The organism is Dyella flava (assembly GCF_016904955.1).
In the GTDB taxonomy this organism is placed as follows: Bacteria; Pseudomonadota; Gammaproteobacteria; order Xanthomonadales; family Rhodanobacteraceae; genus Dyella_B; species Dyella_B flava.
In genome coordinates this window covers 467,648-483,158 of record NZ_JADIKE010000038.1, presented here as the reverse complement: position 1 = coordinate 483,158, position 15,511 = coordinate 467,648, and the positions used below count along the sequence as shown (strand labels likewise).

Here is a 15,511-nt window from a genome sequence, read left to right as displayed (position 1 = left end):
TTCCACGCAACACATACCTGCTTCAGACTTTCTGCTGAGCACCGCTCGGATAAGGGAACAGCTTGATCAGCGGCACGGAAATGCCGTCATCGCCTACGACGCGGCAATGCGTGCGGTCAAGCTCACGCGGATCATCCACGCCGCAGCTGTGCGCGATGATGCCGACTTCATGCATGACATTCTCCGCATAATGCGCCACGCGTTCGCTCTTGTCGGTAACCACCAGGCCACGTTGCAAGCGGGGATTTTGCGTAGTGATGCCGGTAGGACAGGTATTGCGATTGCATTGCAGTGACTGGATGCAACCCAGCGCCAGCATGAAGCCGCGCGCAGAATTGACGAAATCCGCGCCCATCGACAGTGCCCATGCCACGTCGTACGCCGTGATGCACTTGCCCGAGCAAATGACCTTGATGCGATCGCGCATGCCTCTTTCGATCAGCGTATTGACCAGGGCCGGCAGCGCTTCGTGTAGCGGCAAGCCCACACCTTCCATCAAGGTCTGTGGCGCCGCGCCGGTACCGCCTTCGGAACCGTCGACGATGATGAAGTCGGGTGCGCTCTCCATGCCGCGCCGGTCGATTTCAGTGCACAGTTCATCAATCCATTCCATGCCGCCGAACACGGCTTTGAAACCGGTCGGTTTGCCGGTCAGCTCGCGGATGTGCTGGATCGCATCCATCAATTGCTGCACGTTGCCGATATCGAGGTGACGGTTCGGGCTTTGCGAATCCTGGCCCACTGGAATGCCACGAATTTCCGCGATTTCCGGCGTAACCTTGGCCGCTGGCAACAAACCACCCATGCCGGGCTTGGCGCCCTGCCCCAGCTTGATGCTGACCATCTTCACCTGCTTGTGCGCACAGATCGCCAGCAGCTTCTGATCGTCCAGCTTGCCATCCGGCGTGCGTACGCCGTACTTGGCCGTGCCGATCTCGAACACGATGTCGCAGCCACCTTCCAGGTGATAAGGCGCCAGACCACCTTCACCGGTATCCATCCAGATACCGGCTTTGGCCGCACCGATCGAAAGCGCGCGCACGGCCGGCGCCGACAGCGCGCCGAAGCTCATCGCCGAGATATTGAAGAACGAAGCATGATCGTACGGCTCGCGCGTATACGGCCCGATGCGGACCGGCTTGGGTTTGACGTGATGATCGCCCAACGCCGGAAACGCCGCATTGACGAAAAACGGTACGCCCTCGCCGCGCAAGTCACGGGTGGAGCCGAAAGCATTGGTGTTTTCCGAATTCTTGGCCGCGCGATACACCCACATGCGCTGCGCGCGATTAAACGGCAACTCTTCGCGGTCGCTGGAGTACAGGTACTGGCGGAAGAATTCGCCCAGGTGCAGGAACCAGTAACGGAAATGCCCGATCACCGGGTAATTGCGCAGAACGGAGTTATGCGTCTGATTACGATCCAGCACCCACACCGCCATCACCACCAGAATGACGATGACCAGCAGCATCACGAACAGCAATGCAAAGGTTTCTACCAGCACCACCAGCCAATGCGAAAAACCCGTCGATTCCATCCTTGCTCTCCGTATGCTGTTTGCGTCCTCTCTCCCACCGGAACGACTTTCGGATCGTCCGACGGGGGGAGCGCTTGTTCGATCTTACAACTCCGTGCGGATCGCCTTGGCGGCACGAATCGCCTTGGCCTTGGCCGCATCGATATCTGTATCGCGCGCCAAGGTTACCGCCATGCGACGACGCCCTTTCACCTCCGGCTTGCCGAAGATCCGTAGCTGCGTGTCCGGCTCGGCCAAGGCATCGGCGATGCCGTGGTAGCGCGGTGCACGCCCTTCCCCTTCCACCAGTACGGCACAGGATGCGGAAGGTCCTTGCTGGTGAATCACCGGAATCGGCAGACCCAGAATGGCCCGCGCATGCAGCGCGAATTCGGACAGCTCCTGCGAGATCAGCGTAACCAATCCCGTATCGTGCGGACGTGGGCTGACTTCCGAGAAGATGATGCCATCGCCCTTTACGAAAAATTCCACGCCGAACACACCCCAGCCGCCCAGCGCGCCGGTGATCGCTTCGGCCTGCCGCTGCGCTTCCTTCAGCGCGGCGTCGCTCATCGGCTGCGGCTGCCAGGATTCACGGTAATCGCCATCCTCCTGACGATGCCCGATCGGCGCGCAGAAGCTGGTGCCATGCTTGTGCCGAACCGTCAGCAAGGTGATTTCGTAGTCGAACGGGATAAAACCCTCGACGATGACCCTCCCTTTCCCGGCACGGCCGCCAGACTGGGCGTATTCCCACGCCTTCTGCACGGCGGCCGCGTCCCGCACGATGCTTTGCCCCTTGCCCGACGAACTCATCACTGGCTTGATCACGAACGGAAAGCCGATGGCGGCCACGGCTTCGCGGTATTCATCCTCGGTATCGCAGAAGCGATACGGCGAGGTAGGCAAGCCCAGTTCTTCGGCCGCGAGGCGACGGATGCCTTCGCGGTTCATGGTCAGCCAGGTCGCGCGCGCGGTCGGAATTACCCGCAGACCTGCCTTTTCCAGCTCGACCAGGGTGGGGGTATGGATGGCCTCGATTTCCGGCACCACCAGATCGGGCTTTTCCTGCTCGATCAGGCCGCGCAGGGCGGCGCCATCCAGCATGTCGATCACATGGCTGCGATGAGCCACCTGCATGGCGGGTGCATCGGCATAGCGGTCAACGGCCACCACTTCGACTGCATAGCGTTGCAGCTCGATCGCCACCTCCTTGCCGAGCTCGCCCGCGCCAAGCAGGAGCACCTTCAGGGCATGGTCGGAATGGGGGGTGCCGAACGGCTTCATCGCGATCTCCTGTAAAACCCTCATTCTAGCGCTGGAAGCTTGCCGCACCGCAGATTGACCTCGGCAAAAAGCAGGTATTCACTAGCTTCGTCTCCGTTCCCCACGGTGAGACCTATGCGCAGCTGGATCGCCCCGCTTTTGCTGGTGCCGATGTTGTGCCTTGCCCCTGGTTTGCTCCGGGCTGATAACAGCGTTCCTGCTACGCAAACCACCTGGATGACCGTCTTGCTCAACGGACGCAAGGTCGGTCACGAAGAAATCCAGCGCCAACAAGTGGGCAACACGGTGGTGACGACGCAGACCCTGGTCATGGATGTCGAGCGCAGTCGCACGACCGTTCCCTACACCAATATCAGCCGCAGCGTGGAAACCATCAGCGGCGAGCCGCTCAGCTTCAGCATGAACACGACCATGTCGGCCAATGACACGAAGGTCGATGGGGTATTGCTGCCGAATGGCGATCTGCAATTGACCAACACTGTTGGCGGTGATGTACGCAAGTCAGTGACGGCGTGGCCAGGCGGCGCCTTGCTGGTGGAAGGACAGCGGCTGGCGATGCTGACTGCCGGCCAGCACCGTGGACTGCATTACAACCTGCTCGTCTATAACCAGGCCAGCCAGCAACCGATGAATCTCGATGTCGATGTGCTGGGTAATGAGCGCGTGAGCTTTCCCGATCATGTCGAAACCTTGACTCATCAGCGCGAAACGCTGCGCCGCTCCACCGGTGACCAGGTGGTCGATCTCTGGCTGGATGCGCAGGGCAATCTTCGCAAGGGTTCGCTTTCCATGCTGGGTCAGCCGCTGGACCTGGTCGCTTGCACGGAAAGCTGTGCCGACGCGCCAAGCCAGAGTGTGAACATGATGGGCTCGGCCACCATCGATTCGCCGCGCTTGATCACACCGGAAATGCTCGGCGATTTCCTGAGCTATCGCGTGCGCGTCACCAACAAGGCCGCCATCAAGCCATTTATCAATACCGACGAACAAAACGTCGTCGATCTCGGCAATGGCGAATGGCAAATCAACGTTTACCGCGGCATGATCGATACGGAGGATCCACCGACATCCGCCGATATCCAGCCGAATGCCTGGTTGCAGTCCGATTCGCCGATCATCCAACGGCTTGCCGACAGTGCCGCAGGAGACAGCGTCAACAAAATGCATGTGATGGGCAACCTAAGCAAATTTGTCAGTCGCTATCTTTCCCAGCGCGGAGTGGATATTGGTTATGCCTCCGCACTGGAAGTGGCGCGCAATCGCAAAGGCGACTGCGTCGAATATGCCGTACTGCTGGCTGCGATGGCGCGGGCGGAAGACATTCCCGCACGCGTCGTAGTCGGCATGATGTATGTGGAGCGCTACGGCAACAAGTCGAGGGTGTTCGTGCCACACGCATGGGTGATGGCGTGGGTCAAAGGACGCTGGCATAGCTTTGATCCGGCTGTCGAACGCTTCGACAGCGGCCATATCGCGCTGGAAACCGGTGATGGCAATCCCTGGCACTTCTTCAACGCCACCAATGAATTCGGCAGCATCCAGATCCATTCAGTCCAGACCTTTGCCGACCTCTACACCATGCCGAGCATCGGCGGACAAGCCGGTGGTGGCAGTGGCGGCGGCGGGAGTGGCGGAGCGAAATAAGGTCTGGTATCGAACCCGGCACCGGAAGCGCGTCAGGCCTGGTACCTGGTTCGCAGCGAAAGCCCCAACGCAATCCAGCCGGAGATAAACGCCACGCCGCCGAAAGGCGTGACAAGGCCCAACCATCTGGGCGCGCCAAGTGCCAGCCCATACAGGCTACCGCTGAACAATACGATGCCGACCACGAATGCCCAGACCGCGACACGCGACGCCTTGCCTTGGCCGCATGCCACCGCGGCAACCAAGGCCAGTGCATGCCAGAAGTGGTATTCCACCGCCGTGTGCCACAGCTCATGATGCGCTGCATCCAGCACATTGCGTAAAGCATGTGCGCCGAGCGTGCCCAGCAACACAGCGCTGGCGCCAGCCAGTCCCACCAACAAACGACGGCCAGGGGCAAGTTGTCGCATAAGGACCGTTTCCTGTTGCAAGAGATCAATCAGCACCGCGCCAGTAGCGTATGCTGCGCGGGGCCATCACAGGATTGTTGCATGAAGCTGCCGCGTTTCGCCCACCTGACCACGCTGTTGCTGCTCTTCGCCGTGGGCTTGCTGCTAAGCGCCTGTCATCAAGACGAGCCGCAGCCTTGGCAATTGACGAATATTTCCGGGCATATGCCGGACCTGTCTTTCCGCCTGACCAATGACGAAGGCAAAACCGTTACCGCCGATGATTATCGCGGCAAGGTCACCCTGCTCTACTTCGGCTATACCCATTGCCCGGATGTATGCCCGCTGACGATGGCGCAGTTGCATGTCGTGATGCAGCGACTGGGCAAACTTGCCGATGGCGCAAGCATTCTTTTCGTGAGTGTCGATCCAAATCGCGACACGCCCGCCGTGTTGCACGAATACGTGAAAGCGTTTGATCCGCACGCAGTTGGCCTGACCGGTTCACCCGCCGACATCGAAGCGCTTACCAAACGCTATCGCGCCGCCTTCACGCGCGAAGCGGGCAAGTCGGATGGCAGCTACGATGTCAGCCACAGTTCGGGCATCTATGTTTTCGATGGCAACGGCAAGGCCAGGCTGCTGGCAACGCCCGAGGATGCACAGGACAAACTCGTGCACGATCTCCATCTGCTGCTGGGTCCGGGAAGCGCGCCGTGAGGATGCCATCCCGGCTTCTGCTGCTGGCCATCGGCCTGCTTCCCGTGGGAAACCTTCTCGCTGCCCAGGCGGATCATGTCACCGCCACCGAAGCATGGATCCGGCTGCTACCAGCCAGGCTTCCGGCCAGTGGCTACGTCACTTTGCATAACACCGGCTCATCCGCAGCAACACTTGTCTCCGCGCACAGCGCTACTTATGGCTCGGTGATGCTGCACCAAAGCAGCATGGGAAGTGGCGGCATGAGCAGCATGAACGCAGTCGCGCAACTGGTGATAGCACCACAGGGCAAGGTAACGCTGGCCCCGGCTGGCTACCATTTGATGCTTGAACAAGTCAGCCGCGCGCTGACGCCCGGTGACAGCGTGGATATCACGCTGGACTTTGCCGACGGGAGTCATTTACCGGTGCACTTTCTGGTGCGGCCGGCCAACGCGACTGATCCCCAATAGCCTGCTCATTGCGTCTTACGCGGTGAATTCAGACATCTCGCACACGCCAGCGTGCTAATTTACGCAAAGCATTAAAGAGGAGCATATCGCTCACCCCGTACGAGGCCCATGATCGATGCGTGTGTTTGCCGTTTCCGATCTTCATCTGGACTACGCGCCCAACCGCGCATGGGTGGAGCAATTGTCACTGCAGGATTATCAGGAAGATGCACTGATCCTTGCAGGAGACCTGTCCGACCGGCTTGCACTTATCCAGGATGGTTTCAAAGCCTTGATGCGCCGCTTTGCCACCGTGCTTTATGTGCCCGGCAATCACGACCTGTGGGTACATCGCGAGGGCATGCACGACTCGTTCGAAAAGTTCGATGCCGTATGCGAAACAGCATCGGCTCAAGGCATTTGCCTGACACCCTTTCGTCATGAAGACCTTGCCATCGTGCCACTGCTTGGCTGGTATGACTATTCCTTTGGCAGGCCGGGTGACTACCTCAGAAGCGCATGGGCTGATTATCGTGCCTGCCGCTGGCCGCATGGCTACGACGATGCCGCCATCACGCGTTGGTTTGTCGAACGCAATCCCGCACATTCAGCACCGGAGCTGGAAGGCGCCGACAAGATCATCAGCTTCTCGCACTTCCTGCCGCGCATTGACCTGATGCCGGATCGCATCCCCGAAAAGCATCGCAGGCTTTATCCCATTCTTGGCGCACACGTGCTGGACGTGCAGCTACGGCAACTCGGCGCCAGCATGCACATCTACGGGCATAGCCACGTCAACCGCCACATCACGGTCGATGGCGTCACTTATATCAACAATGCTTATGGCTATCCCTCTGAAGCACACTTCACCGCACGCCAACTGCTGCACGTCTACACCACAGCATGATCGGCGCTTAGCCCTGGCCGCCAACCGTCACGGCCTTCGTCACCGGTTGCGTCCTGCGTAACTGGCGGCGGATACGGCCAGTGCGCGATAACCGCAACCACTGTCGCATCGCCAGCAGGCCGCCGACGGTTTCTATGGTTGCCGCGGGTACCCAGATGATGATGCCGCCGATCAGTTGGCCGGTGAACACATTGAACTGAAACGCGCGTCCGCAGATTTCAAAGATGGGATAGAGATCCGCCTTGGAGAAAGTGATGATGGCGCCGGCCAGGATCTGCGGCGTCATGGTGATGCCAGGCGACAACACGCGCAAACCGGGAATCATCCGCCCCGGTGGGCGCGGCCGGTGATCGAGCACCAGCCACCAGTAGACAAAACCACTGATGACCATCGACCAGTTCATAAAGCGATAGACGCGCCAGTCGAGCATCGCCATCGTCTGCATCGCAGGTATCAACCAGACCAGGATAAACACGACAAACAGAATTGTCGCCACCGCCGGGTTGAGCAACACCGCACTGATCAGACGCCACAGCCAGCTGCGCCGTGCGGGCTTAAAGACATGCACTCGCCAGCTGAAAGGCAGGCCCGCGCGCAACACCGAGCCCGGATAGGATGCCATGATCACCAACGGCGCCAGATGATGCAGCAGCAATTGCTGAATGCGATGCATGAAGAACTCATGCTCGGCATAGAAATCGAAATACGTGTGCAGGCACAGGTAGACCAGCGCCATCCCGGTCCAGAAAGCGATCCGCCGGCCGATGCTCACCTGCAAAGCGCGGCAGCCACGCCAATACAGCACGCATGCCCCCAGGAAACTCGCAAGAAACACCCACGAGAATTCCCAGGGAACGATCCATTTCAGCAGTACCGCGATCATCGACCCGACACACCCCTCACCTGGTGACGGCAGCCCAGCTTAGTCCACGACCTGCCCTGCGTTACCTCACCTCAATGCGGCATATTGCCACCATCAGGAACGGCTAACAAAACGTAGCGCGCCCCTGATGCCGACTCCCGCCTCGCGCTGGTTTGGTGATTGGCGCTACGGCCGCTCGCGACGATTGCGCCTCGTCCGGCGCCAGCCATAGAGCAGGCCAACGAGGGTAATAAGCAGCGGCAGCAGCACAATATTGATCACTTTCAAGCGCAGCCCCAAGGCATCGATCTCGGCATTGAGCTGATGCTGCACGTCGCGCAGTTCCTTGCTGATGGCCAGCTGTCGTTGCAGGAACTGTTCGATCTCCTGCTTCTGTTCGGCACTGGTGGACGTATCGCGCTCGCCTTTCGCCGGCTGCAATTCGCTCAGCCGTTGCTTGGTATCGGCCAGTTCGCTTTGCAGCTCCTGCTTCTTTTGCAGGAATTTGCGGTCTGCCGCGCGTCGCAAGGCATCGACCCGTGTGAACGGGCGTTGCGAACTGGAACGTCCGCGAATGGAAAGCAGTGCCGACGAACCGCTGAGGTTATCGACCAGGTTGCTGATGAAATCACCGTTATTGGCAAAGGCACTAAGCAAGGGCTGGCCCAGGAAGTTCTGGGTTTCCACCCATAGCCGGTCGGTCAATAGATCAGTGTCGGCCACCAGGATCACTTCTGTGTTCGGCGCTGACCTGGTCAGGTGTCCAGGCCGTTTGGCAAATTCAGGGAAGGCGCTGACGAATGGCCCGCGCAGCCGCGCTGCGATCACATAATTCTGATTCTGCGGCTGATAGCCCTGCAGCAGACTGGATGGATTGCCGCTCGCGTCGATCACCCGTTGCGTCGGCACGACTTCCGCGTCGGCACTGCTTTGCATCAGGGGAATCAGACGCGTATTCGCGTTCGGCAGCAGATCAAAATGGCCGGCAGTGGAAACGTTGACGCGCTGCAAGCTCGCTGTCACCACATCATCGCGATTGAGTTCCTGCGTGCCCAGGCCAAGCATCGCCGGATGGGCAAGGTTTGCCCCGGCCAGCTCAATCTGCAAGGCGCGGCCACGATCGAGCACCACTTGGTCAGGGCTATAGGCCACCCCCCAATCGGCGAACAGGCGCGGCAAATTGGAGCTGTGATTGTTCGTGCCCGCCAGGGAATCTTCCGACAACGGCGCGGGATCGGATTCCGCATAGGGGTCGACGAACACAACCAGATGCCCGCCGCCGAGCACGTATTGATCGAGCGCATATTGCGCATCGCTCGCCAGATTTTTGGGATGGATCAGCAGCAGAACCTGGATGTTCTTGTCGATCTTCTTGAGCTTGTCCGCGTCCAGCACATCCACTTCAAACAACTGCTGCAACTGCTGCATGACGGCCCAAGGTGTCGTCCCCTCAACCGGATTGCCCATCACCGGGAGATCGCTGATCACCCCGATGCGCGGCTTTTCCGGTTCGCTGAGCTGGTACAGCAACTTGGCGATGTCGTATTCCAGGAAGGCCTCGCGGGCCGGATCGAAGAACGCAATCGAGAGTGTGCGATCGACCACTCCCTTGTGCTTGTCATCCGGCATATCCGCCGTGAAATCCGCGGCCATGTCGTTGGCGGAAGGCCGTGTCGACCCCACCAGGCCGAAGAAAATACGTTCCCCGTTGCTGCCACCGCTGATCGGCGTCAAGCCGCTGCCTTCGGCCGCCGCTTCGTCGTCGGAGTAAGGCACCGGATCAACGATCTGCAAATGGATACGCCCGTGCGAGCGCGCCACCATCTCTTGCAGCATTTCCGCGACGCGCTGCTCGTAGCTGCGCCATTGCGGCAGATCCCTGGTCGCATGCTGCGAGAAATACAAGGTGAGCCAGAGCGGCCGATGTACGGTGTCAATGATCTGCCGCGTTCCCGGCGACAGCGTATACAGCCGGTCCGCGGTCAGATCAAAACGCTCTGGCCCCATCCAGCGGCTGGTGACCAGCGTCAGCGTGCAATAAGACACGATCAGCACGATCAACGCGCTGAGCAGAATGGTGCGCCGACGCAGGGCAAGGCGTGGCATCAATGACTCCGCTTCAGATCTAGCACCAGCACGCCGGCGGTCAGCCAGGCGGCAATGGTGAGTACGAAGTAGATGATGTCCCGCACATCCAGCACTCCACGTGCAATGGCTTCGTAATGCCGCAACATGGACAGATGCGCCACACCATTCACCAGCTTGCGCGGCAACGCACCCTGGAAGAAATCCATTACCTCGGCTTGACCGGCCAGAATCAGCAGCACGCACACCACGGCGGTGAGAATGAACGCTACAACCTGACTGCTGGTCAGCGTGGACAAACACGCACCGATGGACAGAAACGCGCCCGCCATCAACCAGCTGCCGATGTAGCCGGCAATGATGATGCCGTTATCCGGCGAACCCAGGTAATTGACGGTGATCCAGATGGGAAACGTCAGCAGCAAGGCCAGGCCTATGAAGAGCCATGCAGCCAAGAATTTACCCAGCATCGCCTGCCACAGCGTCATCGGCAGGGTGAGCAGCAATTCCAGCGTGCCCGACTTGGCTTCTTCCGCCCACATGCGCATGGACACCGCCGGCACCAGGATCAGGTAGAGCCATGGGTGCATGACAAAGAACGGCTGCAAGTCGGCAATTTCGCGATCGTAGAAATCCCCGGCGTAGAACGTGAGGATGCCCGCGAGCACCAGGAAGATCACCAGGAACACATAGGCGACCGGCGTAACGAAATAGCTGCGCAGTTCGCGGCGCATCACCGCCATCGTTGGACTCATGGCTGCGCCCCCGTTTCCGTCCCCAAGGTGATCTGACGGAATACTTCATCCAGGCGCCCGCGTTCGAGCTGGATCTCGGAAACTTCCAGACCCTGTTGGCGCAGCAGCGATTCGACCGGCTCAAGAATCCGCTCGCCAGGCTTGGGGAAGACGGTGATCCGGCCATCCAGCGGATCCACCTCGATACCCGCCACCTGCGGCAAGCGCCCCAGCATTTCCTGCGAAACCCCGCTGCCGGCCGCACTGAAGGACACCGCACCGTGATAACGCGAGCGCGCTTCCAGTTCGGCCGGCGTGGCGTCAGCGCGCAAGCGTCCGCCCGCGATGATCACCACGCGATTGCACAAGGCATGGACTTCTTCCAACAGATGCGTGGAAATCAGGATGGTGCGCTCACGCGCCATCATGTCGATCAGCTGACGCACGGTATGTTTCTGGTTGGGATCCAGTCCGTCGGTTGGTTCGTCCAGCATCAGCACCGGTGGATCGTGCACGATCGCCTGTGCGAGGCCTACGCGCCGGCGCAGGCCTTTTGACAAGGTATCGACGCTGACATTCAACGCATCTTCAAGCTGCAACTGGCCAACCACATCATCAAAACGGCGACGACCCACGTCGGAGCGCAGGCCGCGCATGCGCATGATGAAGACCAGGAATTCGCGCACGGTCATTTCGCCGTAACTGGGCGCACCTTCCGGCAGATAGCCGAGTGCACGCTTGGCCTTCAGTGGCTCCTTGCGCACATCGTGTCCACATACCCGCGCAGTGCCCGCCGTAGGTGCGAGAAAGCCGGCGATCATGCGCATCGCCGTGGTCTTGCCTGCACCATTGGGACCCAGCAGGCCGAGTACCTGGCCCGGTTCGGCGTAGATGCTCAGTGCATCCACCGCGGTCAAATGGCCGTAGCGCTTGGTGAGCTTGTCGGTTTCGATCATGTCCGGTCGTGAAGAGGACTGCGTCGCAATGTACCGCAGAACGGCGAGGAGTGAGTGGAGGAGTAAGGAGTAAGAGAAAGGCGCCGCTCGCAAGCTTCTGGCTCTTCTCTCACCTCTCACTCCTCTCCACTCTCTCCTAAACAAAAAAGCCCTCCCGGCGAAGGGAGGGCTTTTTTAGCCGTATGCAGCTGGCGCTTACTTGCCGGCGGGCGCTGCGGCGGTGCTGGCCGGAGCCGGCGCCGTGCCGCTGGAAGCCGGCTGACCGTTGGCGTTGAGGATGCCCGGCTGCTTGATGCCAGCCTGCTGCTCAGGCGTCTGCTGCGGCAGCGTGCCACCGTCTGCGGAATCCGTGACCGGCAGGTACACGGTGTATTGCGCATAGGTGGTGATGTTGCCGCTGGCATCCTTCACTTCCGGCTGAGTGAGGATGTCATACAAGCGGTTGGTCACTTCGTCGTACTTGTAGCCGTGGGTCTGAGCATAGGCCTTCAGCATGTCGCGGGTCTGCGGCACGCCGGCGGCGGTACCGTTCCACGGAGCTTCCAGGGCCGCGCCGCCGAAGGCCAGCGTGCCAACCACGTTGTTGTCGATCACCAGGCGACCGTAACGGTCCTTGTTGCCCGGCTGCGGCTGGCTATTGGCCGGTGCGGCAGCGGTGCTGCTGGAAGCCGGAGCTTCCTGATCGGCCAGCGACGGCGGGGTCGGCGCGGTCAGCTGATAGCTCTGGCCGCCCACGGTGAGGCTGGACGAGTCGATCGGCTCAGCCACGTCGAAGGTGTAGGTTTCATCACCATAGTTGGTGGTGAAGATGATGCGCGGACCGTTGGTGTGCACGCCCAGCTTCTTGGCGGCATCTTCGATTTCCTTGATCGCGGCGTCGGTCGCGGCGTTCAGACCGTCCAGACCGTCCTTGCGCTTCATCGAGGTGGAAACCAGCAACACTGGCGTCTGCTTGGTCTGCACCATGTACGGATCAAGCGCGCTGTAGTCGACGTTCGGCACGCCAGCGAGCACGTTCTGCAGGTCGTTCAGGCTGTACTGGATGAAGGCATCCGGCTGGCCGTGAATGTACATATTGGAATAACGGGCGAGCAGGTCGAACCCGTAAGTCACATCGTACGACCAGGTGATCTTGGTCAGCTTGCCCGTGTTGCCCTGACGCAGCAGGTCGAGGGTGAAATGCTTGTCGTTACCGCGCCAGGCATTGTCCACGTTCCAGATGATCTCGGCGCTATTGACGCTGGGGTCGATCTTGTCGAATTCCGGCTGGGCGCTGGCGATGGTCAGCTTGCCGTTGCCTACTTTCTCGTCCTGGCTGCTCCAGCTGATCTCGGAGCCCGGACCATAGGCATTGCCGGAAAGCGTGTACTGGGTCTTCGGATCGTAAGCGCGAAGCACGCCGTAATCGGGGAAGGTACGGAAATTATTTACTACGTCGTAGACCTGGCGCAGGTCTTTGCTGACCACCAACGACCGCTCAACGTGGCCGCTGCTGGGCATGATGACGCCCACCACCACGCCGACAACGGCGACGATGACAAGGGCAACGATGAATTCCAGAACACGCGTCATTCCAGGGTTCTCCGAGACGTATCTCTTGCAGTGGAAAGCGCAGGCTGGAACCGGACCGCCACGGATGGCTTTCCCAAGAGGAAAATCGCATCAGGACGGGGGTTCGGCCGGCGCCTAAGCTGCCGATGGTACTTGCTCGCGCTCAGGAACGCTACGGGCCAAAGCGGTCTGCAGCTGCGTTGCTACGCAGCATTTTCTGACAATTCCCGTCGCCTTATCGGAGGCTTAGACGATCCCAAGCTCCAGTGCCTTGAGCACTGCCCGGGTGCGATCGCGCACACCTAGCTTGGAAAGGATGTTGGAGACGTGGTTTTTCACCGTGCCTTCGGCGACCTTGAGCGAATTGGCAATCTCCTTATTGCTGTAACCCCCGGACAGCAGGCGCAGGATCTCGGTCTCGCGCTCGGTCAGCGGATCGGGCTGCTCCAGGCTGGTGAACTGGTTATGGATGCGGCCGACCCCGGCCAGCAGGCGTTGGGTCACCATCGGTGCCACCAGCGAGCCGCCGCTTGCCACGGTGCGCACGGCTTCCACCAACTGCTCCAGCGACACATCTTTCAGCAGATAACCGCGTGCTCCTGCCTTCAGGCCCTGCAACACCAACTGGTCGTCATCAAAGGTCGTGAGAATGATGGTGGGTGGCAATTCGTTGCGTGCCGACAAGGCCTGCAACACTTCCAGGCCGCTCATGTTGGGCATGCGCAGATCGAGCAGCACCACATCCGGCTTGATCCGCGGGATGTCCTGCACGGCTTGCACGCCATCGGCACATTCGGCCACGACGCGAATGTCCTCTGCCAAATCAAGTAGAGAACGCACCCCCTGGCGCACCAGGTTCTGGTCGTCGACGAGACAAACGGAAATCATCGTGAATCCTCGCAGCGCTGGCGACTCATCGTGAGCCACATACGTACAACGAACTGGGGCAGCAGTTATTCTTACAAGTCATCAGGTCAGGCTCAACGCGGGCGGCTCGAAGCGTGATGGCGTATGCGCCAGCACCGAAGGCTCACCCAAGGGAAGACGGACATGGAGGGCAAAACCCTGCCCTGCTTCGCTTTCCATCGATACATCGCCGCCGAACTCGGCCAGGCGCTCGCGCATGCCCGACAAGCCGTTGCCCGGCGCGATGGCCGTCGCGCCACGGCCATCGTCATGCGCGCTCAGGCTCAACAGGTTTTCATCGTCATAGGCGAAGGTGAGCCACAGGTTGCGCGCGCCCGCGTGCTTGGCCGTGTTGGTGATGATTTCCTGCACGCAGCGCAGCAACACCTGCGCCCGGCGCGGATCTTCCACGCTGAAACGCGGCGGCGTGTTGAGGTGCACGCGCAGGCTTGGCACCCCATCCATCAGGCTTTGCAGGGCCTGGGTCAGATCGATGGCGTCGTCCTGGCGCAATTCACTGACCGCTTCGCGCACGTCCGCCAGCAACAGGCGCGCGGTGTTCTGCGCCTTGCGCACATGCTCGACGGCCGCCTCGTTGCTGAGATGGCTGGCCACCTCGAGATTGAGGCTCAACGCCGTAAGGTGGTGGCCGATCAAATCATGCAGCTCACGCGCGATGCGCATGCGCTCGGCAATGCGGGTCGATTCGGCCAGCAGTGCGCGCGTGGCACGCAGTTCGGAGTTGAGGCGGCGCTGCGCTTCGCGCTCCTCCGCCTGCTGGCTGGCCACCATCGATGCCACGAAGCCCAGCATCGAGAACGCCGTATACAGGCTCGCCTGCAGCACACCGAGAATGATGCTGTGCTTGAGTTCGGCAAACGTGGAGAACAGTGCAGACAGGCACAAGGTCTGAAAGACGATCCACGCCACGCCAACCCAGAACGGTACCAGCCAGGGTAATACCACCGCCACGACCACCAGCAAGGTCGCAGACAGGCCGCTATGGCTGTACCACCCCACCATCAACGCAGCCACGGTCAGCAGCAGCAAGCCGAACAACCGCGCCACCATATTGGTGCGCGCGCCGAGATTGCCGGTGGGCCCGAGGTTGTTGGTGATCAGCAGGTAAAGAATGCCGAACAACAGATACGACAGCGTCCACAGCAGCAAGGCAAAGTTGGGGCTGTTCAGCAAATCGAGCCGCTCGGTCGCCCAATTGGTGAACAACGGCGTGCCCATGCACAGGTAGGCGATCAGCCCCGTGATGCGCAACGCTCGGATGTGATTGAAATTGGTCATTGCCATGCCCCGCATCATAGGCCCGCGCCCATGCCATGCAATGCGCGGGAAGTCACCCCTTGCCGGGTATCGACAACCGCGCGGCGACGTGCTTTCGCCGTCCGGGCGCATCTTCCAACTTGCGGCTTTACAAAGCTTTTACATGCCGCAGCACGGGATGAACCGCCAGATGGCACATGCCATAATGGATCCTTAGCTGGGCCGCCCGTCGGTCTTACTAGCCA

Annotated in this window: 14 protein-coding genes; 4 read left to right on the top strand and 10 right to left on the bottom strand. The window is 60.4% G+C overall.

The window, feature by feature from the left end; all coding sequences use genetic code 11:
- Positions 1-22: 22 nt before the first annotated feature.
- Positions 23-1,537 (bottom strand): FMN-binding glutamate synthase family protein, encoded by a 1,515-nt coding sequence (locus tag ISP19_RS18015; protein ID WP_204683775.1) that lies wholly within the window; start codon positions 1,535-1,537, stop codon positions 23-25.
- A gap of 84 nt (positions 1,538-1,621) precedes the next feature.
- Positions 1,622-2,803: a formate-dependent phosphoribosylglycinamide formyltransferase gene (purT, locus tag ISP19_RS18010; RefSeq protein ID WP_204683774.1), complete on the bottom strand. Its 1,182-nt coding sequence runs from the start codon at positions 2,801-2,803 to the stop codon at positions 1,622-1,624.
- Positions 2,804-2,917: 114 nt separating this feature from the next.
- Here purT and ISP19_RS18005 point away from each other — a divergent pair, with 114 nt between their 5' ends.
- A complete protein-coding gene (locus ISP19_RS18005) occupies positions 2,918-4,447 on the top strand; it encodes a transglutaminase-like domain-containing protein (protein WP_204683773.1) in 1,530 nt (509 codons plus the stop codon).
- A gap of 32 nt (positions 4,448-4,479) precedes the next feature.
- Here ISP19_RS18005 and ISP19_RS18000 read toward each other — a convergent pair whose 3' ends face one another.
- A complete protein-coding gene (locus ISP19_RS18000; protein ID WP_204683772.1) occupies positions 4,480-4,857 on the bottom strand; it encodes a DUF423 domain-containing protein in 378 nt (125 codons plus the stop codon).
- An 81-nt stretch (positions 4,858-4,938) separates the two neighbouring features.
- Here ISP19_RS18000 and ISP19_RS17995 point away from each other — a divergent pair, with 81 nt between their 5' ends.
- From ISP19_RS17995 to ISP19_RS17985, 3 genes are all read left to right on the top strand, one after another.
- On the top strand, positions 4,939-5,556 hold the full coding sequence (locus ISP19_RS17995; RefSeq protein WP_204683771.1) for an SCO family protein: 618 nt from the start codon (positions 4,939-4,941) through the stop codon (positions 5,554-5,556).
- Positions 5,557-5,558: 2 nt separating this feature from the next.
- Positions 5,559-6,008 carry a copper chaperone PCu(A)C gene (locus ISP19_RS17990; RefSeq protein ID WP_204683868.1) on the top strand — a complete coding sequence of 150 codons (450 nt, stop codon included), beginning with the start codon at positions 5,559-5,561 and terminating at the stop codon, positions 6,006-6,008.
- A gap of 115 nt (positions 6,009-6,123) precedes the next feature.
- The gene (locus ISP19_RS17985; RefSeq protein WP_204683770.1) at positions 6,124-6,894 is read left to right on the top strand and encodes a metallophosphoesterase; all 771 of its coding nucleotides are present in this window, start codon (positions 6,124-6,126) and stop codon (positions 6,892-6,894) included.
- Between the two features lie 7 nt (positions 6,895-6,901).
- On the opposite strand, the gene ISP19_RS17980 is transcribed toward ISP19_RS17985, so the two are convergent.
- The 7 genes from ISP19_RS17980 to ISP19_RS17950 all read right to left on the bottom strand — a co-directional run bounded on the left by ISP19_RS17980 (position 6,902) and on the right by ISP19_RS17950 (position 15,293).
- Positions 6,902-7,777, bottom strand: coding sequence for a cytochrome c oxidase assembly protein (locus ISP19_RS17980; RefSeq protein ID WP_204683769.1), 876 nt, complete (start codon positions 7,775-7,777; stop codon positions 6,902-6,904).
- 165 nt (positions 7,778-7,942) lie between these two features.
- Positions 7,943-9,862 carry a GldG family protein gene (locus ISP19_RS17975; protein ID WP_204683768.1) on the bottom strand — a complete coding sequence of 640 codons (1,920 nt, stop codon included), beginning with the start codon at positions 9,860-9,862 and terminating at the stop codon, positions 7,943-7,945.
- On the bottom strand, positions 9,862-10,596 hold the full coding sequence (locus ISP19_RS17970; RefSeq protein ID WP_204683767.1) for an ABC transporter permease subunit: 735 nt from the start codon (positions 10,594-10,596) through the stop codon (positions 9,862-9,864). Before ISP19_RS17970 ends, ISP19_RS17975 begins: the two co-directional genes overlap by 1 nt.
- Entirely contained in the window at positions 10,593-11,531 is a 939-nt protein-coding gene (locus ISP19_RS17965) for an ABC transporter ATP-binding protein (RefSeq protein WP_204683766.1), read from the bottom strand. Before ISP19_RS17965 ends, ISP19_RS17970 begins: the two co-directional genes overlap by 4 nt.
- 195 nt (positions 11,532-11,726) lie before the next feature.
- A complete protein-coding gene (locus ISP19_RS17960; RefSeq protein ID WP_204683765.1) occupies positions 11,727-13,103 on the bottom strand; it encodes an SRPBCC family protein in 1,377 nt (458 codons plus the stop codon).
- 225 nt (positions 13,104-13,328) lie between these two features.
- Positions 13,329-13,970 carry a response regulator gene (locus ISP19_RS17955; protein ID WP_115477024.1) on the bottom strand — a complete coding sequence of 214 codons (642 nt, stop codon included), beginning with the start codon at positions 13,968-13,970 and terminating at the stop codon, positions 13,329-13,331.
- Positions 13,971-14,051: 81 nt separating this feature from the next.
- Complete coding sequence (locus ISP19_RS17950) at positions 14,052-15,293, bottom strand: sensor histidine kinase (protein ID WP_239556899.1); 1,242 nt, start codon at positions 15,291-15,293, stop codon at positions 14,052-14,054.
- Positions 15,294-15,511 lie beyond the last annotated feature (218 nt).